Source organism: Streptomyces sp. YKOK-I1, assembly GCF_054660435.1.
This window is the reverse complement of record NZ_BAAGDR010000001.1, coordinates 4,641,499-4,666,018: the sequence shown is the minus strand read 5'-3', so window position 1 is coordinate 4,666,018 and position 24,520 is coordinate 4,641,499. Positions and strand designations below refer to the sequence as shown.

Genomic DNA, 24,520 nt, shown 5'->3' with positions numbered 1-24,520 from the left:
CGCACCGAGAAGTGGGAGCGCGTTCGTGACGCACGAGGGCGCACTGGTACTCACCACGTGACCTACGAACTCACCCTGCACGACGGCCGGATCCTGCGTACCAGGATCTCGCACCCCGTGGACCGCACCGTGTACGGAGCCGCGATGTGGGGACATGTCCTGCGCGACCAACTGGACGTCACCGAGGACGATTTCTGGTCCTGCGTACAGCGGGGCGAGCTGCCCGACCGAGGCGCTCCCGAGCCGCCCCGCGAGGCGCTTCCCGCCGACCTGGTGCATCTGCTGATCCATCGGGTGGGCGTTGGTGAGGACATGGTGGCGGGGATGACCAAGGACGAGGCGGTCGCGAGACTCCAGGAGTACTGGACGGACGGGAGCTGAGCCTCCGCCGTCCCGCTCTTCACTGAGCCGATGCCCTGACAGGCACCTCCGCCCACACCGTCTTGCCCAGGGGATGCCGGTCCGCCGACCCCCAGCGCACGGCCAGGGCCTCCACCAGCAGCAGTCCCCGCCCGGACTCGCCCTCCGGGCAGGGCGACGGCGCGACCGCGGGCAGCCGCCTCCCGGAGGCGGCGTCCGCGACCTCGACCCGCACCAGGCCCGCTGCCGGGTCCATGGCGAGCCGGAGGCCGAAGTCCCGCCCCGGGACCCGCCCGTGCCGCACGGCGTTCGCGGCCAGCTCGGCGACCACCAGGGCGACCGCGCACGACACCTCAGACTCCGGCGCGTACCCCCACTCCTCCATACGCCGGACGGCGAGCCGCCGGGCGAGCCGCGCCCCTCGCGGCGAGGAGACGAACTGCCCGGTGAATGCGGTCGTTCCTGTCAGCACGGCTGGTCCGCTCCTGTCTGTCGTACACGAGTCATCACGTTCCGTGTCCAAGAGTCGTCCGGTCGCCCTACGCTCGACAGGTGACAGAGCCTTACTTTTCCTCCCGTAAGGAACGGAAGTGACGCCTTGGCCAACGGAATTGACCCCAGTGCGTCGATGGCGGCCCTGTTCGGCGCACGGGTGCGCAGACTCCGTACGGCGGCGGGCCTGACCCAGGCCGAACTCGGCGACCGGACGCACGTGGTGAGCACCCGGATCACCCAGATCGAGCGGGCGTCCGGCGCGAAGCCGACGCGGGAACTGGCGCGTGCGCTGGACGCGGCGCTCGGCGCGGACGAGTTGCTGGTGGAGTTGTGGCCGTACGTGTACCGGGAGGCGTTTCCGGACTGGTCGCGGAGGTTCATGGAGTATTCGGCGCGAGCGGTGGCCATCAGGCAGTACGCGGCGCATCTGGTGCCGGGTCTGTTGCAGACGGAGGACTATGCGCGGGCGGTACTGAGAGTCGGTCGAACGCTTGGCAGCGAAGAGCAGTTGGAGGAACGGGTCGCCCTTCGTACGGGACGACAGGAGCGGCTCGCTGCACCCGACCGCCCCGAACTGTGGGTGGTCCTCGATGAGGCGGTGCTCCGGCGCCCGGTCGGCGGCCGGCCGGTGATGCGCGAGCAGTTGACACGACTGCTCAGGACCGCGACGGAGCCTCACATCACCGTGCAGGTACTGCCGTTCGACCAGGGCGAGCACGAAGTCATGGGCGGCTCCCTGACGGTCCTGACCATGCCGGACGGCACGGAGATCGCCTACACGGAAGGCGCCCACTATGGCCAACTCATCGAGGATCCGGACGAGGTCAGGCGCTTCACGCTGACCTACGATCGGCTGCGGGCGGCAGCTCTGCCCCCGCTCATGTCACTCGACATGATCCGATCCGTGATGGAGGACAACCACCGTGGAGCGAACGTCCCGTCCCGATCTGAACGGCGTCGCCTGGCGCAAGAGCAGCTACAGCAACCAGGAAGGGGGCGACTGCGTGGAGGTGGCCGACGCCTTCCCGGCAGCCGTGGTCCCCGTCCGTGACAGCAAGACCCCCCACGCCCCGGCCCTGTACTTCGAAGCCGCCTCCTGGGCCGCCTTCATAGGCGACTTGAAGTCCTGACGCCACCTCACCGGACCCTTGTCCGCGAGGGTCCGGCGGGTCGCTGACCTCCTGAAAGAACCGGGGGAAAGAACTCCCGCCCACCCACCCTCCCCGGCAGCGAAGCCCGCGTCACTCGTCCGGGTGACCGGCTTGCAGGCGCGGGTTTCGGACGGTTAGGTTCGCCGCGACCACCACAGACACATACGGCCCCCGGTCGGGAGTGGCATCCCGAACGAGGGCCTCACCGCTCAGGAAGTAGCACCTTCCCGATGGCTGAATCGCAGTCTAACGCGCCCTCGCGCACCACCGCCGGACCTCCGGCCTCCGGCGTGATCCACGTCCGCACCCGCCTCACGTCCGACTTCACGGTGATCTCCAACGCCCTCGCCCAGCGGCGCGGCAGCGCGGTCACGATCGGCGTCGCGGCGTACATCTCCTCCCTCCCCGACGGCACCTCCGTGACCATCACGGCCCTGTGTGACCACTTCAGTGAGGGCGAGATCCTCATCTCGCGAGCGCTCAGGGACCTCGAAGAAGCTGGCTACTTGGAACGCCGCCGCGAGCGCACGCCCTCCGGCCACATCCGCACCCGCACGTACTTCTACGACGTCCCCGCCGCCGACCCGGACGGCCCGCCGACTCCGCCCCGCCCGAGGAAACCGCGCACGGTCACGACCACACCTTCCCAGGAGCAGGCGGAGGAACCGGCGTCGCTCCCGGCCCCCGCCTCACAGGCAGTCGCCGTCCTGGCCTCGCTCCGCCGCGTCGACCCCCGCCTGGTGCTCTCCGAACGGGAGGCGGTCAGCCTGGCACCGGCCGTCGACCAGTGGCTGGCCGCCGGTGTCGCGCCTTCCCAGATCACCGCGATGCTGACCACACGCCTCCCCGACACCTTCCTCACCCGCCCGGTCGGCATCCTCGCCTTCCGCCTCCGCGAGACCCCGCTGCCCGCACCGCCCCCACTCCCGGCCCCCGCCGCCCCGGAGCGCCCGACCAGGCTCCCCTTCCAGACATGCGACGGCTGCGAGCGCGCCTTCCGCGCAACGGGCCCCGGCCAGTGCCGGGATTGCCGAATCAGGGAATCGGGGGATCGTCTCCGTGTGGCCTGCTGAGCTGCCTGCGGGCGGGTGTGCGGTCCGGCCGCAGGGCATCAGGTGGATCGGACCGGCCGCGCCTTGTCCTCGGTACGGTGTCGCAGCCAGCCGTCGTGGTCCCACTGCTGGGCGGCGCGGAAGTGCTGGGCACGAGTGCTGCCCACTCGTGGCGGTCGGCGTGCCCGTCTTCGAGATCGATCGTCGTCGCGCTCATCGCACTCGATTATTCGCCCAGAAGCCCCTCACCGGACCCGAGCCCGTGACGCCGCCCGCCCCCGCACGATGAAGGCGGCGATGTCGTGGGTCGGGCAGCACCCCGGCAGGACCGGTCCGTGATCCGTCGGTATGCGCCAGGTGTCGCTGTCGGATTCTCCTCCCTCCGTGCCGGGCGGATCCGGCTCGATGGCATAGACGATGAGCATCTGGTCCGGATCCTCGGGAAGGAGCAGCGTCCGCCAGGTGGAGGTGAGAGGACCGAGCAGCGGGTGCTGGAGGCGGTAGGTGCCGTGCATGGGGTCGACGACGTTCTGTTCGCGCCACAGCCGCTGGAAGTCGGGGTACATCGCCGCCAGTTCCGCGATGAACGCGTTGGTCTCCTCGTCCTCGGGATGGCGGCCCACTTCCAGACGCAGCCAGGCGACGACGTTCCGTGCCATGACCGGCCAGTCGAGCACCAGTTTCCGGATGGCGGGCTGCCCGTACGTGAGAAGGGCCAGGTTGCGCTCCGGAACGGGGTCGAAATCGAGGAAGATCTTCGAGGCGGGGCGGTTCCACGCCAGCACCTGGGTCCGGCGCCCCAGGGCGAACACGGCGGTGTCCGGCATGTTGTCCAGCAGCCACTGCGTACCCTGAGAGACCCGCTCGGCGGCGGGTGGCCGGCTCCGGTCGGGATGGGCGAGATTGTGCAGATGGACCCGCTCCAACTCGTCCAGCCGCAGCGCGCGGGCGACCGCGTCGAGCACGGAGGCGGAGACCTTGTCGTTCCGCCCCTGTTCCAGCCGTATGTAGTAGTCGATTCCGATCCCGGCCAGTTGTGCCAGTTCCTCGCGTCGTAATCCCCGTACCCGGCGAACGCCTCCGAACGTCGGCACGCCCGCTTCGGCCGGGCTCAGCCGGGCGCGTCTGGACTGGAGGAAGGCGCGGAGTTCGGTGCGTCTGTTCATAGCCTCTCCTGGCCGGATTCACGTGGCCGGAATCCTAGACAGGTCACCTGTACGGAGGGGCAGGTTGAGAGCGGCTTCACAGTGAAACGGCTTGAGCCAGGGGCCAGTTGGACCCCTCCCAGGTGCCCGGACGACCCGAGAGGCTGGATCCGAACGGCCCAGCAGAAGAAGAGGCAACCACGGAAAGGCATGCGCATGATGGTCAAGGTCCGGCGTGCGGCGACAGCATCGGCCGCGTTTCTGCTTGCCTTCGGAGGTATGAGCGCGTTGACGGTCGGTCCCGCCTACGCAGTGGACTACGCCTGCACCCTGTACCAGGAGAAGTCCTTCTCCACCCCGGGGAGCGACGTGAAAGTCTGGATCAAACTGTGCATCGAGTACTACTCGGAGGGCGGGTACGAGGCCACCGCCTACTACAAGTGGTCGGGAAGCGGTGGCACTGATCTCGACGACAACCGGAAGTTCGACCAGTTCGACATCCAGGTCCGGGTCGAACAGCACGACCCTGACGACGGCGACATCGTCAAGGCGGCGCGTGTCTGCGACGCGAGGTACAACATCAACACGACGGATTCCTGGAGCGGCAGCTGCCCGAAGTGGTACAGCCACAGCAGAGCGCTCACCTGGAGCGCCGACGGGACCGTCACGTACGACATCGACCGCGACGGCAAGGGCGCATACACATGGGAGCTGGGCGGCTCCCCGCAGATCGACTGACGCCTCACCGGATCCGGGGCCGTGACATGGACCGGCCCCCGAACAACGCCGCCTGCTCCTCACCCGGCAGGTTGCCCAGCGCGATGAGATGCGGCGCCTGGGCGAAGCCCGCCCCGCGTGCCGCCTCCGAAGCCGACCACAGGGCCCGTACCGTGCCCTGGACGCCGGTGGTCGGGTATCCGGCGATGACCGTGGCGCAGGCGGTGGCGGCCCCCAGTGCCTCGCCGGGGTCGGTGAGTTCGGAGACCAGGCCGACGGCGTGGGCCCGCCGGGCGGAGAGCCGTTCGGCGGTGCCCATCAGCATCATGCGGGCGGCCTCGCCGTACGGCATCCGTCCCGCCATCAACACCGACTCGTACGCGCTGACCATGCCGTACGTCGTGTGCGGGTCGAAGAAGACGGCGTCCGCCCCGGCCACGATGAACTCGCACTCACCCAGGAGGTAGAAGGCGCCCCCGCAGGCCATGCCCTCCACCGCCGCGATCACCGGCTTCCAGAGGTCGTTCGCCTTGGGGCCGATGGTGAGGAGCGGGTCGTCCTGCATGTAGGGGGAGGAGGGCTGCGGGACGACGGCGTCCCGGTCCAGGCCGGTGCTGAAGGCCCGGCCCCCCGCCCCCGTGAGGACCACGGCGCGGACGGAGTCGTCGAAGCGCAGGTCCCGCCACACCTGCGCGAGCCGCCGGGCCGTGTCCAGGTCGATGGCGTTCAGTTTGTGCGGGCGGTTCAGGGTGACGACGGCGACCCCGGTCTCCTTCGACACCTCCACCTTCACGTTCACGCTCACGGGCGCTCCAGCGTCCACTGCACCAGCCCCTCGGCCGTGAACACCGCCTGCACCCGGGCGCCGATCCGGATCCGGTCGGGGGAGAGGGAGTTGAGGGGGGCGCCCGCCGCGCGGACCAGGTTGCCGACCAGGCGGATCCGGGGCGTGTCGGTGAGTTCGACGAGGATCACGTTGTACGGCGCCTGCGCCGCGTAGTCGGGGAGGAGGGGCGGGTGGGGGACGACGTACGACCAGATACGGCCCCGCCCGGACGTCGGCCGCCACTCGCTCGCGAAGGACTGGCAGTGCGGGCAGCAGGGGCGGGGCGGGAAGCGGGGCTCGGCGCAGTCGGCGCAGGTCTGGACGCGGAGTTCGCCCTGTGCGGCGTACTGCCAGAAGGGGGCGCCGTCGGGGTCGGTGACCGGGGTCAGCAAGGGCATGGGGCGATCAGCTCCTCAGCAGGAGGGCGGAGGTGGGGACGCCCTCGCCCGCCGTGACCAGGCAGGTCGCGGCGTCGGGGACCTGGGCGGTGCTGGTGCCGCGCAGCTGGCGGACGCCTTCGTTGATGAGGTTGAAGCCATGCACGTACGCCTCGCTGAGCCCGCCCCCGCCGGTGTTCAGGGGCAGCCGGCCGCCGGTCTCCAGGGCGCCGCCCTCGGTGAACGCGCCGCCCTCGCCGCGGCCGCAGAAGCCGTAGCCCTCCAGGGAGAGGGGGACCAGGGCCGTGAACGCGTCGTAGATCTGGGCCACGTCCACGTCGGCGGGGGTGACGTCGGAGTGCTTCCAGAGATGGCGGGCCGCCGTCCACGCGGGGCCGGTCAGCGGGTCGTCGTTCCAGTAGTTGACCATGCCGTGGTGCTGGGCGGGCAGACCCTGGGCGGCGGAGTGGACGTACACCGGCCGCTGCCGGCAGTCCCGGGCCCGCTCCCGGCCGACGATCACGCAGGCCAGCGCCCCGTCCGTCTCCAGGCAGTTGTCGTACAGGCACAGGGGCTCGCTGATCCAGCGGGCGGTCATGTACATCTCGCGGGTGAGGGGGCGGTCGTACATGATCGCGGCGGGGTTCTGGTTGGCCCGGTTGCGGCAGGCGAGGGCCACGTTGAAGAGGTGGTCCCTGGTCGCGCCGTACTCGTGCATGTAGCGGCGGGCCAGCATGGCTATCTCGTCGGCCGGGCGGAGCAGGCCGTAGGGGCGGGTCCACTGGGCCGGGGTGGGCAGCTGGACGGCGGTGTTGGTCCAGGGGCGGGGGCCGCTGCCGCGCTTGCGGGAGCGCCAGGCGACGCCGACCGTGGCCTGGCCGGCGGCGATGGCGGCGGCCAGATGCGCGACGGTCGCGCACGAACCCCCGCCCCCGAAGCCGACCTTGCTGAAGAAGGTCAGGTCCCCGAACCCGACCGCCTTGGCCAGCTCGACCTCGTCGGTCTCCTCCATCGTGTAGGAGGCGAGCGCGTCGACCTCGTCCGGGGCGATCCCGGCGTCGTCGAGCGCGGCGAGGACGGCACGGCAGGCGAGGGTCTTCTCGCTCTCGGGGAGGTGCTTGGCGAACCGCGTCTGGCCGATGCCGACGATCGCGGTGGCGTCCTTGAGGGTCACGCTGCACGCACCTCCACAAGGAGAACAAGGGGGCGGACAAGAGGCAGCCGACGCGGCTGACAGGTCGTCAGGCTACCGCTAATCTGACGGGTAGTCAGCTGATGGGGAGGCCGGTCATGCGCGGTGACGTGGAGTGGGGCACGATCCCCGAACTGGTGCGCCGGGCGGCCGAGCGGTACGCCGACACCGAGGCGGTGGTCGAGGGCCGGACCCGGATCCCGTACGGCGAACTCGGCGCCCGGGTGGAGCGGGCGGCGGCGGCGTGCCTGGCGAACGGGGTGCGGGCGGGCGACCGGGTCGGCATCTGGGCCCCCAACTCCCTGGACTGGATGGTCGCGGCGCTGGGCGCGGTCACGGCGGGCGCGGTGCTGGTGCCGCTCAACACCCGGTTCAAGGGCGCGGAGGCGGCGGACGTGCTTCGCAGGAGCGGGGCGCGGCTGCTGTTCGTGCCGGGGACCTTCCTGGGGACCTCGTACGTGGCCTCGCTGCGCCGGGCGGCCGGGGAGGGGCCCTCGGGCGGCCGGGGTCCGCTGCCGGGCCTGCCCGCGCTCGAACAGGTGGTGGTCCTGTCGGACGACGCGCCCGCCGACTTCCGCACCTGGAAGGACTTCCTGGCGAGCGGGGAGGGCGTGGGCGCGGGGGAGGTGCGGACCCGGGCGGACTCGGTGCGCGGGGACCGGCCCTCGGACCTCGTCTTCACCTCGGGCACGACGGGCCGCCCCAAGGGCGCGGTGATCACCCACGCGCAGACCCTGCGGGCGTACGAGGTGTGGAGCGACCTGGCGGGCTTGCGCCACGGCGACCGCTATCTGATCGTCAACCCGTTCTTCCACACCTTCGGTTACAAGGCCGGGGTGATCGCCTGTCTGATGCGGGGCGCGACGATGATCCCGCAGCCGGTTTTCAACGTGGACACGGTCCTGGCGAACCTGGCGGCGGAGCGGGTCTCGGTCCTGCCCGGCCCGCCCACGCTCCACCAGTCCCTGCTGGACCACGCGTCCAGGGACACCTATGACCTGTCGGCGCTGCGGCTGGTGGTGACGGGCGCGGCGGTGGTGCCCCTGCGACTGGTCGAACGCCTGCGAGGCGAACTCGGCGTCGGGACGGTCCTCACGGCGTACGGCCTCTCCGAGGCGAGCGGCATCGTGACGATGTGCCGCCGGGGCGACGACCCCACGGTGATCGCCTCGACCTCGGGCCGCGCGATCCCCGGCACGGAGGTACGGGTGGACGCGCCCCCCGGAGAGCCCGGGGAGGTCCTGGTCCGCGGCTTCAACGTCATGCGCGGCTACTACGAGGACGAGGCGGCCACCCGGGAGGTGCTGACCCCCGACGGCTGGCTGCGCACGGGCGACATCGGCGTCCTGGACCCGGCGGGCAACCTGCGCATCACCGACCGGCTGAAGGACATGTTCATCGTCGGCGGCTTCAACGCCTACCCGGCGGAGATAGAGCAACTCCTCGGCCTGCACCCGGATGTGACGGACGTGGCCGTCATCGGCGTCCCGGACGCCCGGCTCGGCGAGGTGGGCAGGGCCTACGTCGTACGGCGGGCGGGATCGGTGGTGACGGGCGAGGACCTGATCGCCTGGGCGCGGCGCGAGATGGCCAACTACAAGGTGCCGAGGGCGGTCGAGTTCGTCGCGGAACTGCCCCGCAACGCCGGCGGCAAGGTGGTGAAGGGGGAGCTCCGGCGGCTGGTGTGACGCGGATGGTTCAGGCGGCCGGTGTGACGCAGGTCACGGGAACTCGCTGATCCGCACCGGCAGTCCAAAGCGTGACCACAGATATGCGAACCCGGGTACGGGCCGGGGATCCGGACGCCTTCGCGGAACTCTTCGACGAGTGCGCCCGCACGGTGTACAACCACGCCTTCCGGCTCACCGCGGACTGGGCCGTGGCCGAGGACGTCATGTCGGCGACCTTCATGGAGGCCTGGCGGCGCCATGCCTCCGTCGAGGCCGAAGGGGGCTCGCTGCGGCCGTGGCTGCTGGGCATCGCCACCAACGTCGCCCGCTCCCACTACCGCAGCAACCGGCGCTACCGGGCCGCCGCCCGCGCGGCGGCCGAGGCGGGCCCCGCGCAGGCGGAGGTACCCGACCACGCCGACGAGACCGCAGGGCGGCTGGACGACCGGCGCCGGATCAGCGCCACGCTCACCGCGCTCGGCTCCCTCAAGCGCCCCGAACGCGAGGTCCTGGTGCTGTGCCTGTGGGAGGGCCTGGAGTACACCGACGCCGCCCGCGCCCTCGGCATCCCGGTCGGCACGGTCCGCTCCCGGCTGTCCCGGGCCCGCACGAAGCTGCGCAAGCTCGCGGACGCCGAACTCCGCAAGGAGAAATCCGAACTCGTCGCGAAAAAACGGGAACCCGCCTCTCCGATCCGGCAGTCAAGAGGTGATCGCGACTACGTGATCCGGTCCGCACAGGAAGGAAACCGATGAACGCCACCCCCTCCCAGCCGCACCCGGCTGACTGGCCGGAAGCCCAGCGCCTCCGGTCCGCCGAGGAGCGGGATCTGCCGGCGGGCCGTCACCAGTTCCACAAGGAGCATCTGATGGCCCAGATCCACGAAGACCTCCGCACCGCCGCCCCCAAGGCCGCCGTCGTCCGCCGCCCCAACCCCTTCCTGCGCCGGGTGGTCCTGCTGCCCGCCGCGGCCTTCGCCCTGGCCGGGGCGGTCGTCGCCGGAGTCGCCCTGTCCGGCGGCGGAGGCGGCGGCAAGACGGCCCTCGCCACCGGCCCCGCGCTGACCACCCAGCTCGGCACCGTCGACGCCAAGGGCGCGCCCCAGCTGCTCGACCGGATCTCCCTGGCCGCCGCCGACACCTCCGAGCCCACGCCGCACAAGGGGCAGTTCCTCTACATCGAGTCCAAGGTGGCCAACACCTATCCGAAGAGCGAGGACGGCAAGACCACCGTGGTCAGCGAGGAACTGCACTCCCGCCAGGTGTGGCAGTCCCTCGACGGGAAGGACGGCTGGCTGATCGAGGCGGGCGCGACGGGCGAGGACGGCATCACCCTGGCCGGCGACGTTTCGCCGAGTTCGGCGTACGACAACCTGGCCGAGCTGCCCACCGACCCCGACGCGCTGCTGAAGCGGATCTACAAGGACTCGGACGCCGTGCGGGACCATGAAGTCCCCCGTGACCAGGCGGCGTTCGTCGCCATCGGCGATCTGCTGACCGAGAGCTACCCGCCCGCGAAGCTGGGCGCCGCCCTCTACAAGGCCGCGGCGAAGATCCCCGGGGTCGTCGCCGTGGACGACGCGGTCGACGCCACGGGCCGCCACGGGATCGCGGTGGCGCGGCAGAACGACACCGACGGACAGCGCATCGAGTGGATCTTCGACGAGAAGACCCTGGAGTTCCTCGGCGAGCGCATCGTCCAGGTCGAGGCCGACAAGGACGGGGGGTTCAAGCCGGGAACCGTCGTGTTCACCAGCGTGATCACCGAGCGCGCGGTCGTCGACGCCAACAAGCAGGTCCCCGGGCAGGCGAGCTGAATGCGCGTCGGTTCATCGTCGGCGGCCCTGGCCGCTCTGCTGGTCGCCGGCCTGATGGGGGGCGCCTCGGTCGCGGCCACCGGCTCCGGCACCGGCATCCGGAGCACGCCCATGCCCACGGCCACCGCCATCGGCGCGGACTCCGGCTCCGGCACCCCGGCGCCGTACGTCACCTTGTCACCGGGGACCGGGTCCAGCTCGACGCCCGGAACCGGGTGACCGGGGTGCGGCGGGCCGAGGGCCGCGAGAACCTGCGGGGGAGGGGGGCGAGGAGCTGAGGGCCGGGGCCCGGGACATGCGTCGGCCGCGGTGGCTCCCCTCCGGGCCACCGCGGCCGACGCATGTGGGATGTGGTCTTCGTCAGGCCGTCTCGTCCGAGGCGTGGTTGTCCAGGAGCTTCGCCGTGCCGCTCGACGCGTGGTTGTCGAGGGTGGTGATCTCTTCCTCGGCCGTCGTGTCCTCGGACGTCTCGTCCTTCAGGGCGGTGGCGAGGACGCCCTCCTCCACAAGGGAGGCGTGGTTGTCCAGCGGCTTGACGACGTCGTCGTTCTCTGCGGCCTGGCTCATTTTTCTCAACTCCGGCAAATTCTCAGCTCACAAGGATGGGCGCGGCCCGCCCGGCGACTCCCCCGAGTGCTGCCGGGCGGGCAACGTTCGGCCGCTCACCCTAAGGGGGCGGCCTTTTGACGACCCGTCTGCCCCCCGACGCGACGGATCGATGGAGCCGAGACTGCCCAGTCGCGATAAACGAATGATGAACGGCCACGCCCGGTCGCTACACGGCGGCCGGTGTCAGCAGCGAACGCACCTCGTCGGCCTCGGAGGAGCCCAGCCGCTCGTAGATGGAGAGGGCCTCCCGCCAGCACGCCTTGGCCCTGTCCTGCTGCCCCATCGCCGACAGCGCCCGGCCCAGGACGGTGAGGACCGTACCGCGTCGCCACTCTCCGCCGATTCCCCGCAGGGCGATCGCCTGCTCCGCGTGGCTCGCGGCGAGGGTCGGCCGCCGTGCCGCCAGATGGGCCTCGGCGATACGGAAGTGGGTGACGCCTTCCCACAGGGGCTGGCGGTTGTCGTGGAACAGCGCCAGCGCTTCGGTGAGCTGCTCCAGTGCCTCGGACAGCCGTCCGGCCTGGGTCAGGGCCATGCCCAGCGCGTAGCGGCCGTTGGCCAGCCGGAGCGTCAGGCCCATGCGGTCGTAGATGTCGATGCCCCGCTGCGCGAGTTCGATGGCGTCGGCCGTACGGCCGGTGGCCAGGTGGATCCGGGAGAGGTTGCAGAGAGCGCTCGCCTCGCCGACGTCGTTGCCGTCGGACCGGAAGTTGTCGCTCGCCTGCAGGAGATGGCGCTCGCCGTCGGCGTGCCGGTTCTCGTAGATGGCGATGATGCCGCGATCGTTCGGCGCGCAGCAACCGGGCAGCGGATCGTCGGCCTGCGCCGCCAGCTCCATGGCCTTCCTGGCTTCGTCGTCCGCCTCCTTGAAGCGGCCCGCGACGAGGTGGACGTTGGTCAGGGCGGTTCTCGCGCGGCCCTCGGCGCGGATGTCCCGCGCCTCCCGTGCGGCGTCCCGCAGGCTCAGTGCCGCGACCTCGTACTGACGCGCGTTGGCCCCGGACTCGGCCAGGTCCTTGCTCGCCCAGAGGAGATCGACCGCTCGCCTCAGCGTCGTGGCGCCGCCGGACTGACGGACACAGGCCAGAAGGCAGTTGGCCTCCGTGTACAACCAGTCCTGAGCCCGATGCCGGCCCTCGAACGCCAGCCCCGCGTACTCGGCGGCCGCCAGATGCTCCACCAGCCGGTCCCCGGGCCGCTCCAGCGCGTAGACCCCCGTCGCCGTCGCAAGATAGAAGTCCAGCAACCGTGACAGAGCCGCGCCCCGCTCGCTCGGCGGCCACTCGTCCCGCTCCGCGCAAGCACGCGCGTAGAGCCGCACCAGATCGTGGTAGCGGTAGCGGCCGGGAGCCGCCGACTCCAGCAGGGAGGTGTCCACGAGTGATTCCAGCAGATCCTCCGTCACCTCCACCGGCAGGTCCAGTACCGCCGCGGCCGCCGCCAGCGAGATGTCGGGGCCGTCCGCCAGGCCCAGAAGGCGGAAGGCGCGGGACTGGGTGGGTTCCAGGGCGCCGTAGCCGAGTTCGAAGGTGGCCTTCACCGCCAGGTCACCCGCCTGGAGTTCGTCCAGCCGCCGCCGCTCGTCCCCGAGCTTGGCCGCGAGGACCGCGACCGTCCAGGTGCGGCGGGCCGCGAGACGGGAGGCCGCGATGCGGATCGCGAGCGGGAGGAAGCCGCAGGCCGCCACCACGTCGAGGGCGGCGTCCCGTTCGGAGGCCACGCGCTCCTCGCCGACGATGCGGGTGAACAGCGCCAGCGCCTCGTCGGGGGACATCACGTCCAGGTCGACCAGGTGCGCGCCCGCCAGGTCGACCATCCGGACCCGGGAGGTGACCAGGGTCGCGCAGCCCTCCGTGCCCGGCAGCAGCGGTCGTACCTGGGCCGCGTCCCTCGCGTTGTCCAGGAGGACCAGGACCCGGCGGCCGTCCAGCACCGAGCGGTACAGGGCGGCGCGGTCCTCCAGGGAGTCCGGGATCGCCGAGTCCGCCGTGCCGAGGGCGCGGAGGAAGGAGCCGAGGACGGTCTCCGGCTCCGCCGCCCGGGCGCCGGCGCCCTGGAGGTCGACGTAGAGCTGGCCGTCGGGGAAGGCCGCGCGGGCCCGGTGGGCCACGTGCACGGCGAGCGTCGTCTTGCCGACGCCCCCGATGCCCGCCAGCGCCGACACCGCCATCACCCGGCCCGCGCCCTCCCCCGCACCGGCCTCCGCCAGCACCTCGCTCAGCTCGGTCACGAAGGACGTCCGGCCGGTGAAGTCGGGAACGGTCGCCGGGAGTTGCGCGGGGCGGACGCGGACCACCCCGGGCTCCGCGGCCGACGCCGACGGCTCGGCCAGCTCCGGGTCCGCCTGGAGGATCCGGCGCTGGAGCTCCCGCAGCCCCGCGCGCGGGTCCACCCCCAGCTCCTCCGCCAGCAGCCGCCGGGTGTCCGCGTACACGGCCAGCGCCTCCGCCTGCCGCCCGCTGCGGTACAGCGCCAGCATCAGCAGCTCCCGCAGCCGCTCGCGCAGCGGATGCGCGGCCGTCAGCGCGGTCAGCTCGGAGACCGCCTCCGCGTGGCAGCCCAGCTCCAGGTCCAGGTCCAGCCGGGTCTCCAGCAGCCCCAGCCGCCACTCCTCCAGCCGGACCCGCTGGGTCTCCGCGTACGGGCCGGGGACCCCGGCGAGGGCCTCGCCGTCCCACAGGCCCAGTACCTGGTTGAGGCCGTCGCGGGCCCGGCCGAGGTCGCCGGAGGTGCGTGCCTTCTCCGCCCGGGCCGCCCACTCCTGCGCGACCGCGAGGTCGAGCGCGCCCTCGCCGAGGCCGCGCACGGCGTAGCCGCCGGACTCGCTCACCAGGACCCCGGCGTCCAGCACCTTCCGCAGCCGCGAGGCGTACGTCCGTACCGCCGCCAGCGCCTGCGACGGAGGCTCCTCGCCCCACAGCGCGTCGATCAGCTCACCCGCCGTCGCGGTACGGCCCTCGCGCAGCAACAGGGCGGCCAGCAGCGCCCGTTGCTGCGGGGACCCGGTGTTGAGGTGCTCCTCGCCGCGCCGTGCGCGCACCGGGCCGAGCACGTCGAAGCGGAGCGCCGCCGGTTCCCCGGGGGAGCCGGGACGCCTCTGCTCCGGGACGCGCGGGCCGCCGGGTCCTACGCGTTGGTCCATCAGGGCTCCCCTTAGACATCCGAAGTACCGGTTCATCTTGCCTTGTCGGTGCCGGAGTCGTCAGCCGCGGAGGACGTCGATTCCGGGCGGTACACGTGAGTCCGCACAGCCCGCACATCCGGACGCACACCTCTCCACAGAGTCGATCAACTCCGACCCCGTCTGATACAGCCGACGTAGCTGACGGGTCGTCAGATCGGCGCTACCGTGCCCCCATGGAGACCACATCCGGCACCACGACCCCTCTCCCGCTGATCATCTCCGTCGACGACCACACCGTCGAACCCCCCACCGTCTGGCAGGACCGGCTCCCGAAGAAGCACCTCGACACCGGACCGCGCATCGTGCGCGCCCCGCTGAAGGAGATGACCTTCCTCGGCGGCCACTTCAAGCCCGTCATGGGCGGACCCGGCGACGACGGCCCGCTCGGCGACTGGTGGGTCTACGAGGACCTCAAGCGCCCCCTCACCCGCCTCGACACCGCCGTCGGCTTCAGCCGGGACGAGATCAAGCTGGAGGTCATCACCTACGAGCAGATGCGCCCCGGCTCCTACGACGTCCCCTCCCGGCTCGCCGACATGGACGTCAACCACGTGCAGTCCGCGGTGTGTTTCCCCACCTTCCCGCGGTTCTGCGGCCAGACCTTCACCGAGGCCGCCGACCACGAGCTGGGCCTGCTCTGCGTGCGCGCCTACAACGACTGGATGGTGGAGGAGTGGTGCGGCCCGCAGGCCCGGGGCCGGCTGATCCCGCTCACCCTCATCCCCCTGTGGGACGCCGAACTGGCCGCCGCCGAGGTCCGCCGCAACGCCGCCCGCGGCGTCCGCGCCGTCGCCTTCTCCGAGATACCCCCGCACCTGGGCCTGCCCTCGGTCCACACCGACTACTGGGACCCGTTCCTCGCCGCCTGCGACGAGACCGGCACGGTCGTCGCCATGCACATCGGCTCGTCCAGCCGGATGCCCTCCACCTCGGCGGACGCCCCGCCCGCCGTCGGTTCCACCATCACCTTCGCCAACTGCTGCTTCTCGATGGTCGACTGGCTGATGAGCGGCAAGTTCGAACGCTTCCCCAACCTGAAGGTGATGTACGCCGAGGGCCAGATCGGGTGGATCCCCTACATCCTGGAGCGCGCCGACGTCGTCTGGGAGGAGAACCGCGGCTGGGGCGGGGTCGCCGACAAGGTCCACCGGCCGCCGTCCGAGCTCTTCGCCGACCACGTCTACGGCTGCTTCTTCGACGACGCCTTCGGCCTGCGCAACCTGGACTCCATCGGCCTCGGCAACGTCCTCTACGAGACCGACTACCCCCACTCCGACTCCACCTGGCCCAAGTCCCGCGAGGTCGGCGAGGCCCAGATGGGCCATCTGGACCCGGAGGTCGTCGAGCGGATCGTCCGCGGCAACGCCATCGACCTGCTGGGCCTGACCCCGGACGGCCTGTGGAGCCCCGCATGAGCCCGGGGCGGCTCGCCTACGGCATCCAGCTCCCCGTCCAGTCCCAGTCCGCGATGTTCGCCGAGCCCTGGGAGGCGGACGCGGGCCCGGCGGACCTCGTGGCGCTCGCCCGCGCCGCGGACCGCGCCGGATTCGCCTATGTCGCCTGCTGCGACCATGTCGCGATCCCGCGCCGCCTCGCGGACGCGATGAGCACGGTCTGGTACGACCCCGTGGCCACCCTCGCCCACCTCGCCGCCGTCACCGAACACGTCCGGCTGCTCAGCCATGTCGCGGTGGTCGGACTGCGCCACCCCCTCGTCACGGCCAAGCAGTACGCCACCCTGGACGCGCTCTCGGGCGGCCGGCTGATCCTCGGGGTCGGCGCCGGACACGTACGGGAGGAGTTCGAGGCGCTCGGGGCCGACTTCGAGCGTCGGGGCGCCGTACTGGACGAGACGATCGACGCGCTGCGGGCCGCGCTGGGGCCGGAGGAGTTCCCGGTCCACCACGGCAAGCGGTACGACTTCGAGGGGCTCGGACAGCGGCCCCGGCCGGCCCAGGCGCGGGTGCCGCTGTGGGTCGGCGGCTCCTCCCCGGCGGCGGTCCGCCGGGCCGCCCTCAAGGGGGACGGCTGGCTGCCCCAGGGAGACCCCCGGGACCGGCTGCCCGCGCAGATCGAGCGGATACGGCGGCTGCGGGAGGGGTCCGGGTCCCCGTTCACGATCGGCGCCATCACCGAGCCCCTCTACGTCGGCACCCCCGCCTGGGACACCGGCCGCCGCACCCTCACCGGGCCCCCCGAGGCCCTCGCGGAGTCCCTCGGCGCCTACGCCGCGATGGGCGTGGACCAGATCCAGGTCCGCTTCCGCTGCCGCGACCGCGCCGAACTCACCGACCAGATCACGGCGTTCGGGGCCGAGGTGGCACCCCGCCTGCGAGGAGACTGAGATGGGCAAGCTCGACGGAAGAGTCGTCCTGGTCACCGGCGCCGCGCGCGGGCAGGGCGAACAGGAGGCGCGGCTGTTCCGGGAGGAGGGCGCCTGGGTCGTCGTCGCCGACGTCCTCGACGACCAGGGCCGGGCCCTCGCCGAGGAGATCGACGCGCTCTACGTCCATCTCGACGTCGGCCGCGAGGAGGAGTGGACCGCCGCCGTACGGGCCGCGAAGGAGGCGTACGGGCATCTCGACGGGCTGGTCAACAACGCCGGGATCCTGCGCTTCAACGCCCTCGTCGACACGCCTCTCGACGAGTTCATGCAGGTCGTGCAGGTCAACCAGGTCGGCTGCTTCCTGGGTGTGCGCACGGTCGCGCCCCAGCTCGCCGACGGCGGCACCATCGTCAACACCGCCTCCTACACCGGGCTCACCGGCATGGCGGCCGTCGGCGCCTACGCGGCGACCAAGCACGCCGTGCTCGGCCTCACCCGGGTCGCCGCCCTGGAGCTCGCGCCCCGCCGCATCCGGGTCAACGCGGTGTGCCCCGGCGCCATCGACACCGCGATGTCCAACCCGGCCCGGCTGGACCCCGACGCGGACCCCGAGGAGACCACCCGGGCCCTGGACCAGCTCTACCGCAAGCTCGTGCCGCTGGGCCGGATCGGACGGGCCGAGGAGGTGGCCCGGCTGGCGCTGTTCCTCACCGCCGAGGACTCCTCGTACATCACCGGGCAGCCGTTCGTGATCGACGGCGGGTGGCTGGCGGGGGTCAGTGTCATCTGACGCCATCTGACTGTCCGTCAGCTATTGACCCCTCATGCGGGTGGTGTCAGAGTCTGCAAAACTGACGATGTGTCAGAAAACTGATCCAGGGACGGTGAACCTCCGTGGAATTCGGGCTCTTTGTACAGGGATACGTGGGTAAGCGCGCCGAGACCGACCCCCTCGCCGAGCACAAGGCGCTGATGGAGGAGACCGAGTACGTCATCCAGGCGGACAGGTCCGGCTTCAAGTACGCCTGGGCGTCGGAGCACCACTTCCTGGAGGAGTACTCCCACCTCTCCGCCAACGAGGTGTTCCTCGCCTACCTCGCCCACGCGACGGAACGGATCCACCTCGGATCGGGCATCTTCAACCCCCTCGCCCAGGTCAACCACCCCGTGAAGGTCGCCGAGAAGGTCGCCATGCTCGACCATCTCAGCGAGAACCGCTTCGAGTTCGGCAGCGGGCGGGGCGCCGGGTCGCACGAGATCCTCGGGTTCCTCCCCGGTATCACCGACATGAACTACACGAAGGAGATCTGGGAGGAGACCATCGCGGAGTTCCCCAAGATGTGGCTCCAGGACGAGTACGCCGGCTTCCAGGGCAAGCACTGGCAGCTCCCGCCGCGGAAGGTGCTGCCCAAGCCGTACGGCAAGTCGCATCCGGCGATGTGGTACGCGGCCGGGTCGCCGCCGTCGTACGAGATGGCGGCGCGGAAGGGGCTCGGCGTGCTCGGGTTCAGCATCCAGAAGGTCTCCGACATGGAGTGGGTGCTGGAGAAGTACAAGACCGCGATCGTCAACGCGGAACCCGTCGGGGACTTCGTCAACGACAACGTGATGGTGACGACGACGGCGATCTGCGCGCCGACGCACGACGAGGCCATTCGGATCGCGGTGAACGGGGGGCTGCACTACCTGCCGTCGCTCGTCTTCCGGTACCACGACACCTTCCCGCGGCCCGAGGGGTTCCCCGTGTGGCCCGAGACGCTGCCCGAGTACACGCCGGAGTTCGTGGAGCTGCTCGTGGAGGAGGAGCTGCTGATCTGCGGGGATCCGGACGAGGTGCTGCGGCAGTGCAAGCGGTGGGAGCAGGCCGGGGCCGATCAGTTGTCGTTCGGGCTGCCGGTGGGGGTGCCGAAGGAGGAGACGCTGCAGACGATCCGGCTGATCGGGGAGCACGTGATTCCGAAGATCGACACGGATCCCGTCCACCGGACGACGCGGTTCCGTCAAGCTGCTTGATCGCCGTCGGCGGGTGCGGGTGCGTTGTGGCTGGTCGCGCAGTTCCCCGCGCCCCTTTTCGGTCACGGAGTTGAAAAGGGAACCCCATGCTTGATCACGTCATCAAAGGTGCGACCGTCGTCGACGGGACCGGTGCGGCCGCGTTCGTCGCCGACGTCGGTATCCGCGACGGTCGGATCGCCGTCGTCGGCACGATCACCGAGGAGTCCCGGACCGCCGAGGACGCCACCGGGCTCGTCCTCGCCCCCGGGTTCGTCGATCCGCACACCCACTACGACGCCCAGCTCTTCTGGGACCCGTACGCGACCCCGTCCCTCAACCACGGGGTGACGACGGTCGCCGCCGGGAACTGCGGGTTCACCCTGGCGCCGCTGAATCCCTCCCGGCCCTCGGACGCCGACTACACCCGCCGCATGATGTCCAAGGTGGAGGGGATGTCGCTGGTGGCGCTGGAGGAGGGGGCGCCGTGGAGCTGGAGTGCGTTCGGGGAGTATCTGGACGCCCTGGAGGGGCGGATCGCCGTCAACGCCGGGTTCATGGTGGGGCACTGTGCGCTGCGGCGGTATGTGATGGGGGCGGACGCGGTGGGAGGGCAGCCGAGTGAGGAGCAGCTCGGCGAGATCGTACGGCTGCTGCACGAGGCCATGGAGGCGGGTGCCTGGGGCTTCTCGACCACCCAGTCGTCCACGCACTCGGACGGGGACGGGCAGCCCGTCGCCTCGCGGCACGCGGGGCCGGGGGAGCTGCTGGCCCTCTCCCGGGCCGTCGGTGAGCACGAGGGGACGCAGATCGAGGCGATCGTCGCGGGGTGCCTGGACCAGTTCAGCGACGCCGAGATCGATCTGTTCGTGGAGATGAGCGCGGCGGCCGGGCGGCCCCTGAACTGGAACGTGCTGACGATCGACTCGGCCGTCCCGGAGCGGGTGCCCCGGCAGCTGGTGGCGAGCGAGCGGGCGCGCAAGGCCGGCGGCCGGGTGGTGGCGCTCACCATGCCGATCCTCACGCCGATGAACATGTCCCTGGGCACGTTCTGCGCGCTGAACCTGATCCCCGGGTGGGGGGAGGTCCTCGGGCTGCCGGTGCCGGAGCGGATCGAGCGGCTGGCGGATCCGGCGGTACGGGCCGAGCTGGTGCGGCGGGCCGGGTCCGAGGAGGCGGGCGTCTTCCGGCGGCTGACCGACTTCGGGCGGTACGTCATCGGCGACACGTACAGCGCGGCCAACGAGGGGCTCACCGGGCGGGTGGTGGAGGACATCGCCCGGGAGAGGGGGCTGGACCCGTTCAGCTGTCTGGTGGAGGTCTGCGCCGCCGACGAGCTGCGGACGGTGCTGTGGCCCATGCCCACCGACAACGACCCCGCGTCCTGGGCGATGCGCGCCGAGGCCTGGCAGCACGAGGACGTGCTGCTCGGCGGCTCCGACGCGGGCGCGCATCTGGACCGGATGTGCGGAGCGCCGTACACCACCCGCTTCCTGGGCGACTGCCTGCGCGGGCGGCGGCTGACGAGCCTGGAGCAGGCCGTGAAGATGCTGACCGACGACCCGGCGCGGCTGTTCGGGCTGCGGGAACGCGGGCGGGTGCGGGAGGGCTGGCATGCGGACCTCGTCCTGTTCGACCCGGAGCGGATCGACGCGGGCAAGGCCACCCTGGTGCACGACCTGCCGGGTGACAGTCCCCGGCTGGACTCCCGGGCGGTGGGCGTACGGGCGGTCTGGGTCAACGGGGTCGAGGCCATCCGCGACGACGTGGTGACCGGGGCGGTGCCGGGGCGGGTGCTGCGGTCGGGGCGGGACACCGAGACGGTGGGCACCCGGTGAGTTCCCGGCCGGCTCCCCAAGGGGGCGACGGGCAGCGGCTGTTCGTCGGCGGGGCGTGGGTCGAGCCGGACGCCGGGCACTACGAGGTGACCGACCCGGCGACCGAGGAGACCGTCGGCGGGGCGCCGGAGGCCTCCCGGGAGCAGGCCCTCGCGGCCTGCGCGGCGGCCCGGGAGGCCTTCGGTCCGTGGTCCCGCACGGCACCGGAGGAGCGGGCGGCGGTGCTGGGCCGGGCCGCCGACATCATCCGGGGGCAGCTGGAGCCGTACGCCCTGCTCGCCCAGGCCGAGACCGGCGCCACGACCGGTACCGCCCGCGGGATGCAGGTGGGGGTGGCCGCGGCCCGATTCCGGCGCTACGCGCGCGTGGAGCCCGCCGAGTGGGCGATAGCACCGCAGATCAACGAGGCCGGGCCGATGGGGAGGGCGGGCGTGATGGGCGCGCTCGCCGTACGCCAGCCGGTCGGGGTCGTCGCCTGCATCACCTCGTACAACAACCCCTGGGCGAACCCGGCCGGGAAGGTCGCCCCCGCGCTGGCCATGGGCAACACGGTGGTCGTGAAGCCGGCCCCGCAGGACCCCCTGTCGGTGTACCGGATGGCGGAGGCGCTGGAGGCGGCCGGGGCGCCGCGCGGGGTGGTGAACGTCGTCTCCGGGCAGGCGGTCGCCGTCGGCGAGGCGGTCGTGGAGTCGCCGGACGTGGACATGGTGAGCTTCACCGGTTCGACGGCGGTCGGGCAGCGGATCGGCGAGGTGTGCGGGCGGACGATGAAACGCCAGCTCATGGAGTTGGGCGGGAAGGGCGCGGCGCTCGTCTTCGACGACGCGGACCTCGGCTCGGCCGTCGCCGGGATCGGCACCACCTTCTCCTTCTACAGCGGACAGATCTGCACGGCCCCGACCCGGGTGCTGGCCCAGCGCGGGGTGTACGGGCGCCTGGTGGAACAACTGGCGGCGTACGCGGCCCGGTTGAAGGTCGGCGACCCCAGGGAGCGGGACACGGTGGTCGGCCCGGTGATCTCCGCCGCCCACCGCGACCGTGTCGAGTCGTACGTCGAACTCGGCCGCAAGGAGGGCGCGACGGTCCTGGGCGGGGACGACGCGGGCCAGGGGCTCCCCTCCCGCGGTTTCCACATCCGCCCGACCCTCCTCGCGGACTGCACCAACGACATGCGGGTGGCCCGGGAGGAGATCTTCGGACCGGTGGTGGTCGTCATCCCCTTCGACGAGGAGGACGAGGGCGTGGCCCTGGCCAACGACAGCGACTACGGCCTCATCGACTACGTCTGGTCCGGCGACGTGGCCCGCGCCTTCCGTGTGGCCCGCCGGCTGCGGGCCGGCGGCGTCGGCGTCAACACCGTCGGCCGCAACATGGAGGCGCCGTTCGGCGGCTTCAAGAAGAGCGGGGTGGGCCGCGACGTCGGTTCGTACGCGCTGCACGCCTACAGCGAGGTGCAGGCGATCGTCTGGCCGGGGTGAGGTGCCCTTTGGCACCACGGGGGCTGTCCCGGGCGGGCAGACCGGGAGTGCGAGAGGTCCACATTCGGCCGATGGGGCTGGAAATCCTCCGGCGAGCCCGTAGCGTCCCGGCCCAGGGGGCCACGGACGCGGACGGCCCATCAGGGCGGTCTACCCCTGCCGTGGACCCGGGAAACATCAGACGGACAACACCGGTCGGGCACCATCGGCCGGGCAACGTCTGTCGGACTCCCTCTGCCAGGCACTCCTTCGTCAGAAACCTTTGCGGAGAGCTCACTTGAAGCACGCCAAGCGTCTCGTCCTCACCACCACGGCCGCCGCCACCGCGGCCGCCGGCCTCTTCCTGGGCACCACCGCGGGCAACGCCGCCGCCACGGAGCCCGCCCCCGCCGCGGCCGCCGTGAAGGCCCCGGCCGCCCCGGCCGCCCTCGCCGTCCCCGACGGCAACAAGCTGACCGGAGTCTTCCCCGCCCACGGTGTGCAGACCTACACCTGCACCGACGGCGCCTGGAAGCTCCTGGAGCCCGCCGCCACCCTCTCCGACAAGAGAGGGCGCACCGTCGCCCTGCACTCCCGCGGCCCGGTCTGGGTCTCCACGGTCGACGGCAGCGCGGTGAACGCCTCCGCGATCGCCAACTCGCCCAAGACCGGCACCATCCCGGAGCTGCTGCTGCAGGCCACCGCCACGCGCGGCACGGGCACCTTCGCCGGCGTCACCTACATCCAGCGCCTGAACACCACGGGCGGCGTCGCCCCGACGACGGCCTGCACGGGCACGGACCAGGTCAGCGTGCCGTACACGGCGACGTACGCGTTCTACAAGACCGCCAAGTAGGCGTTGTTCGCTGCGCAGTGGCTCCCGGTGCGAGGGAGCCACTGCTCGCGTCTCATCCGTCCAGATCCACCCGCACCGTCAGCAACCGCGTCCCCAGGGCCCGTACGGCCGTGCTGTTCGCCCTGGGCAGGGTGCGCAGTCTCGCCACCGGGTCGTCGTCGGGGAGCAGGTGGGCCGTGCCGGTGTGCCAGCGGCCGGATATCCGCACCCGTACCCGCGGATCGGCCTTGATGTTGCGGACGTACTGCGACCGCTCCCCGAACTCCGACACCAGCCAGAAGGTGTCCCCGACCCGCCGCCCGCCCAGCGGGGTGCGCCGGGGCCGGCCGGAGACGCGGCCGGTGGTCTCCAGGAGCGTGTGGAACGGCAGTCGGCGCATGAGCGGATTGGCGACATGCCGCTGGAAGGCGGTGGTCGCGCGGAAGCGGAGGTCGTGGGGGCGGGACATCGGCCGGTGGACTCCTTCACGTGAGGCTCTGCTGCGTCACTTGCTTCGCTTGCTTCAATGGTCGCCCATGCCGTCGTCGTGACGAGAGCGGGTGCCTGTCGTGCGAGTGGTGACCTGGAACCTCTGGTGGCGCTTCGGGCCGTGGCGCGAGCGGCAGAAGGCGATCCTCGCCGTCCTGCGGGACCTGCGGCCCGACGTGGTCGGTCTCCAGGAGGTGTGGGCGGCGGCGGACGGCGAGAACCTCGCGGAGTGGCTCGCCGCCGACCTGGGCCTGCACTGCGCGTGGGCCCCTTCCCCTTCCCCCGAACGCTGGCGCCGCCGCATCGCGGACTCCGAGGGCGTGGACATCGGCAACGCGGTCCTCAGCCGCTGGCCGGTGACCGAGCAGCGGACGCTGCTCCTCCCGGCCCCCGCCGAGGTGGCGGACGGCCGGGCGGCGCTCTACGCCCGCCTGGCGACCCCGTCGTACGACATCCCGTTCTTCACGGTCCACCTGACCTCGGCGCCGGGCACGTCCGCCGTCCGCTGCGAACAGGTCGGGGCGCTGGCGGAGTTCGTGTCCTCGACAGCGGGCGGCACCCCTCATCCGCCCGTCGTCACCGGCGACTTCAACGCCCGCCCCGACTCCGACGAACTCCGTCTCTTCGGCGGCATCCGCACCGCTCCGGCCGTCCCCGGCCAGATCCTCCACGACGCCTGGGACTACGCCGACCCGTCCGCCCCGTCCGTGACCTGGACCCCCGAGAACCCGTACGCCGCCCGTGTACTGGAACCCCCTGCCCGCATCGACTACATCCACGTGGGCCCACCCGGGCCGGTCGGCGAGGGCCATGTGCTCGGCGTACGCCGTGCGGGGCTGGCCCCGGTGGACGGGGTGTGGCCGTCGGACCATGCGGCGGTGGTGGCGGACCTGGCGGAGGGCGGCTGAGCGCCTGTTCCTGATGTGCCATGCCATGACGGTCTGGGGGGAAAACCTGGGTTCGTTGCGCGCGCCCGTCAGCCGTGCTTG

General features: G+C 71.7%; 25 protein-coding genes. 17 read left to right on the top strand and 8 right to left on the bottom strand.

What is annotated here, in order from left to right; genetic code table 11:
* Positions 1 to 57: 57 nt before the first annotated feature.
* Positions 58 to 381, top strand: coding sequence for a cytotoxic translational repressor of toxin-antitoxin stability system (locus ACYQ8Q_RS20400; RefSeq protein WP_460066797.1), 324 nt, complete (start codon positions 58 to 60; stop codon positions 379 to 381).
* Positions 382 to 400: 19 nt separating this feature from the next.
* Here the strand turns inward: ACYQ8Q_RS20400 and ACYQ8Q_RS20395 are convergent, their stop codons facing one another.
* The gene (locus ACYQ8Q_RS20395) at positions 401 to 832 is read right to left on the bottom strand and encodes an ATP-binding protein (protein ID WP_460066796.1); all 432 of its coding nucleotides are present in this window, start codon (positions 830 to 832) and stop codon (positions 401 to 403) included.
* Positions 833 to 988: 156 nt separating this feature from the next.
* Between ACYQ8Q_RS20395 and ACYQ8Q_RS20390 the strand changes: the two genes are divergently transcribed.
* The 3 genes from ACYQ8Q_RS20390 to ACYQ8Q_RS20380 all read left to right on the top strand — a co-directional run bounded on the left by ACYQ8Q_RS20390 (position 989) and on the right by ACYQ8Q_RS20380 (position 3,079).
* Positions 989 to 1,906, top strand: a complete 918-nt coding sequence (locus ACYQ8Q_RS20390) for a helix-turn-helix domain-containing protein (protein ID WP_460066795.1) — start codon at positions 989 to 991, stop codon at positions 1,904 to 1,906.
* Entirely contained in the window at positions 1,860 to 1,985 is a 126-nt protein-coding gene (locus tag ACYQ8Q_RS20385) for a DUF397 domain-containing protein (RefSeq protein ID WP_460066793.1), read from the top strand. Before ACYQ8Q_RS20390 ends, ACYQ8Q_RS20385 begins: the two co-directional genes overlap by 47 nt.
* Before the next feature lie 251 nt (positions 1,986 to 2,236).
* Positions 2,237 to 3,079, top strand: coding sequence for a hypothetical protein (locus tag ACYQ8Q_RS20380; RefSeq protein ID WP_460066792.1), 843 nt, complete (start codon positions 2,237 to 2,239; stop codon positions 3,077 to 3,079).
* A gap of 224 nt (positions 3,080 to 3,303) precedes the next feature.
* Here ACYQ8Q_RS20380 and ACYQ8Q_RS20375 read toward each other — a convergent pair whose 3' ends face one another.
* Positions 3,304 to 4,224 carry a helix-turn-helix transcriptional regulator gene (locus ACYQ8Q_RS20375; RefSeq protein ID WP_460066791.1) on the bottom strand — a complete coding sequence of 307 codons (921 nt, stop codon included), beginning with the start codon at positions 4,222 to 4,224 and terminating at the stop codon, positions 3,304 to 3,306.
* A gap of 258 nt (positions 4,225 to 4,482) precedes the next feature.
* Between ACYQ8Q_RS20375 and ACYQ8Q_RS20370 the strand changes: the two genes are divergently transcribed.
* Complete coding sequence (locus tag ACYQ8Q_RS20370; RefSeq protein WP_460066790.1) at positions 4,483 to 4,941, top strand: hypothetical protein; 459 nt, start codon at positions 4,483 to 4,485, stop codon at positions 4,939 to 4,941.
* A gap of 4 nt (positions 4,942 to 4,945) precedes the next feature.
* On the opposite strand, the gene ACYQ8Q_RS20365 is transcribed toward ACYQ8Q_RS20370, so the two are convergent.
* From ACYQ8Q_RS20365 to ACYQ8Q_RS20355, 3 genes are read right to left on the bottom strand one after another with little or no spacing between them, the layout of a single operon-like run.
* Positions 4,946 to 5,719: an enoyl-CoA hydratase/isomerase family protein gene (locus tag ACYQ8Q_RS20365; RefSeq protein ID WP_460073422.1), complete on the bottom strand. Its 774-nt coding sequence runs from the start codon at positions 5,717 to 5,719 to the stop codon at positions 4,946 to 4,948.
* A gap of 2 nt (positions 5,720 to 5,721) precedes the next feature.
* Complete coding sequence (locus ACYQ8Q_RS20360) at positions 5,722 to 6,138, bottom strand: Zn-ribbon domain-containing OB-fold protein (RefSeq protein WP_460073420.1); 417 nt, start codon at positions 6,136 to 6,138, stop codon at positions 5,722 to 5,724.
* Between the two features lie 13 nt (positions 6,139 to 6,151).
* Positions 6,152 to 7,297, bottom strand: a complete 1,146-nt coding sequence (locus tag ACYQ8Q_RS20355; protein ID WP_460066788.1) for a lipid-transfer protein — start codon at positions 7,295 to 7,297, stop codon at positions 6,152 to 6,154.
* Between the two features lie 116 nt (positions 7,298 to 7,413).
* On the opposite strand from ACYQ8Q_RS20355, the gene ACYQ8Q_RS20350 reads away from it, so the two are divergent.
* From ACYQ8Q_RS20350 to ACYQ8Q_RS20335, 4 genes are all read left to right on the top strand, one after another.
* Positions 7,414 to 9,003, top strand: a complete 1,590-nt coding sequence (locus ACYQ8Q_RS20350) for a FadD3 family acyl-CoA ligase (protein ID WP_460066786.1) — start codon at positions 7,414 to 7,416, stop codon at positions 9,001 to 9,003.
* An 83-nt stretch (positions 9,004 to 9,086) separates the two neighbouring features.
* Positions 9,087 to 9,740, top strand: a complete 654-nt coding sequence (locus ACYQ8Q_RS20345) for an RNA polymerase sigma factor (RefSeq protein WP_460066784.1) — start codon at positions 9,087 to 9,089, stop codon at positions 9,738 to 9,740.
* Positions 9,737 to 10,801, top strand: coding sequence for a CU044_5270 family protein (locus tag ACYQ8Q_RS20340; RefSeq protein ID WP_460066783.1), 1,065 nt, complete (start codon positions 9,737 to 9,739; stop codon positions 10,799 to 10,801). Before ACYQ8Q_RS20345 ends, ACYQ8Q_RS20340 begins: the two co-directional genes overlap by 4 nt.
* Positions 10,802 to 11,020, top strand: a complete 219-nt coding sequence (locus ACYQ8Q_RS20335) for a hypothetical protein (protein WP_460066782.1) — start codon at positions 10,802 to 10,804, stop codon at positions 11,018 to 11,020.
* Positions 11,021 to 11,161: 141 nt separating this feature from the next.
* On the opposite strand, the gene ACYQ8Q_RS20330 is transcribed toward ACYQ8Q_RS20335, so the two are convergent.
* Positions 11,162 to 11,368: a hypothetical protein gene (locus ACYQ8Q_RS20330; RefSeq protein WP_460066779.1), complete on the bottom strand. Its 207-nt coding sequence runs from the start codon at positions 11,366 to 11,368 to the stop codon at positions 11,162 to 11,164.
* Between the two features lie 208 nt (positions 11,369 to 11,576).
* On the bottom strand, positions 11,577 to 14,552 hold the full coding sequence (locus ACYQ8Q_RS20325; RefSeq protein ID WP_460066777.1) for an AfsR/SARP family transcriptional regulator: 2,976 nt from the start codon (positions 14,550 to 14,552) through the stop codon (positions 11,577 to 11,579).
* A gap of 215 nt (positions 14,553 to 14,767) precedes the next feature.
* Between ACYQ8Q_RS20325 and ACYQ8Q_RS20320 the strand changes: the two genes are divergently transcribed.
* The 7 genes from ACYQ8Q_RS20320 (at position 14,768) to ACYQ8Q_RS20290 (ending at position 23,063) form a co-directional block, all read left to right on the top strand.
* Complete coding sequence (locus ACYQ8Q_RS20320) at positions 14,768 to 16,009, top strand: amidohydrolase family protein (RefSeq protein WP_460066775.1); 1,242 nt, start codon at positions 14,768 to 14,770, stop codon at positions 16,007 to 16,009.
* Positions 16,006 to 16,938 (top strand): LLM class F420-dependent oxidoreductase, encoded by a 933-nt coding sequence (locus ACYQ8Q_RS20315; protein WP_460066773.1) that lies wholly within the window; start codon positions 16,006 to 16,008, stop codon positions 16,936 to 16,938. The genes ACYQ8Q_RS20320 and ACYQ8Q_RS20315 overlap by 4 nt, the downstream gene beginning before the upstream one ends.
* Position 16,939: 1 nt before the next feature.
* Positions 16,940 to 17,710, top strand: a complete 771-nt coding sequence (locus ACYQ8Q_RS20310; RefSeq protein ID WP_460066772.1) for an SDR family NAD(P)-dependent oxidoreductase — start codon at positions 16,940 to 16,942, stop codon at positions 17,708 to 17,710.
* A 104-nt stretch (positions 17,711 to 17,814) separates the two neighbouring features.
* Entirely contained in the window at positions 17,815 to 18,933 is a 1,119-nt protein-coding gene (locus tag ACYQ8Q_RS20305; RefSeq protein ID WP_460066770.1) for an LLM class flavin-dependent oxidoreductase, read from the top strand.
* Between the two features lie 86 nt (positions 18,934 to 19,019).
* A complete protein-coding gene (locus tag ACYQ8Q_RS20300) occupies positions 19,020 to 20,750 on the top strand; it encodes an N-acyl-D-amino-acid deacylase family protein (RefSeq protein WP_460066769.1) in 1,731 nt (576 codons plus the stop codon).
* The gene (locus ACYQ8Q_RS20295; RefSeq protein WP_460066766.1) at positions 20,747 to 22,228 is read left to right on the top strand and encodes an aldehyde dehydrogenase family protein; all 1,482 of its coding nucleotides are present in this window, start codon (positions 20,747 to 20,749) and stop codon (positions 22,226 to 22,228) included. Before ACYQ8Q_RS20300 ends, ACYQ8Q_RS20295 begins: the two co-directional genes overlap by 4 nt.
* Before the next feature lie 277 nt (positions 22,229 to 22,505).
* A complete protein-coding gene (locus ACYQ8Q_RS20290; RefSeq protein ID WP_460066764.1) occupies positions 22,506 to 23,063 on the top strand; it encodes a DUF3455 domain-containing protein in 558 nt (185 codons plus the stop codon).
* Positions 23,064 to 23,115: 52 nt separating this feature from the next.
* On the opposite strand, the gene ACYQ8Q_RS20285 is transcribed toward ACYQ8Q_RS20290, so the two are convergent.
* Positions 23,116 to 23,511, bottom strand: coding sequence for a nitroreductase/quinone reductase family protein (locus ACYQ8Q_RS20285; protein WP_460066763.1), 396 nt, complete (start codon positions 23,509 to 23,511; stop codon positions 23,116 to 23,118).
* Positions 23,512 to 23,611: 100 nt separating this feature from the next.
* Here ACYQ8Q_RS20285 and ACYQ8Q_RS20280 point away from each other — a divergent pair, with 100 nt between their 5' ends.
* Positions 23,612 to 24,439 carry an endonuclease/exonuclease/phosphatase family protein gene (locus ACYQ8Q_RS20280; protein ID WP_460073419.1) on the top strand — a complete coding sequence of 276 codons (828 nt, stop codon included), beginning with the start codon at positions 23,612 to 23,614 and terminating at the stop codon, positions 24,437 to 24,439.
* Positions 24,440 to 24,520: the final 81 nt, after the last annotated feature.

Bases quoted from the DNA above. Each gene is read 5' to 3' on its own strand.
- ACYQ8Q_RS20350 (WP_460066786.1), top strand. From the start codon at position 7,414: ATGCGCGGTGACGTGGAGTGGGGCACGATCCCCGAACTGGTGCGCCGG.
- ACYQ8Q_RS20375 (WP_460066791.1), bottom strand. From the start codon at position 4,224: ATGAACAGACGCACCGAACTCCGCGCCTTCCTCCAGTCCAGACGCGCC.
- ACYQ8Q_RS20380 (WP_460066792.1), top strand. From the start codon at position 2,237: ATGGCTGAATCGCAGTCTAACGCGCCCTCGCGCACCACCGCCGGACCT.
- ACYQ8Q_RS20335 (WP_460066782.1), top strand. From the start codon at position 10,802: ATGCGCGTCGGTTCATCGTCGGCGGCCCTGGCCGCTCTGCTGGTCGCC.
- ACYQ8Q_RS20345 (WP_460066784.1), top strand. From the start codon at position 9,087: ATGCGAACCCGGGTACGGGCCGGGGATCCGGACGCCTTCGCGGAACTC.
- ACYQ8Q_RS20330 (WP_460066779.1), bottom strand. From the start codon at position 11,368: ATGAGCCAGGCCGCAGAGAACGACGACGTCGTCAAGCCGCTGGACAAC.
- ACYQ8Q_RS20340 (WP_460066783.1), top strand. From the start codon at position 9,737: ATGAACGCCACCCCCTCCCAGCCGCACCCGGCTGACTGGCCGGAAGCC.
- ACYQ8Q_RS20320 (WP_460066775.1), top strand. From the start codon at position 14,768: ATGGAGACCACATCCGGCACCACGACCCCTCTCCCGCTGATCATCTCC.
- ACYQ8Q_RS20300 (WP_460066769.1), top strand. From the start codon at position 19,020: ATGCTTGATCACGTCATCAAAGGTGCGACCGTCGTCGACGGGACCGGT.
- ACYQ8Q_RS20310 (WP_460066772.1), top strand. From the start codon at position 16,940: ATGGGCAAGCTCGACGGAAGAGTCGTCCTGGTCACCGGCGCCGCGCGC.
- ACYQ8Q_RS20285 (WP_460066763.1), bottom strand. From the start codon at position 23,511: ATGTCCCGCCCCCACGACCTCCGCTTCCGCGCGACCACCGCCTTCCAG.
- ACYQ8Q_RS20370 (WP_460066790.1), top strand. From the start codon at position 4,483: ATGAGCGCGTTGACGGTCGGTCCCGCCTACGCAGTGGACTACGCCTGC.
- ACYQ8Q_RS20325 (WP_460066777.1), bottom strand. From the start codon at position 14,552: ATGGACCAACGCGTAGGACCCGGCGGCCCGCGCGTCCCGGAGCAGAGG.
- ACYQ8Q_RS20315 (WP_460066773.1), top strand. From the start codon at position 16,006: ATGAGCCCGGGGCGGCTCGCCTACGGCATCCAGCTCCCCGTCCAGTCC.
- ACYQ8Q_RS20390 (WP_460066795.1), top strand. From the start codon at position 989: ATGGCGGCCCTGTTCGGCGCACGGGTGCGCAGACTCCGTACGGCGGCG.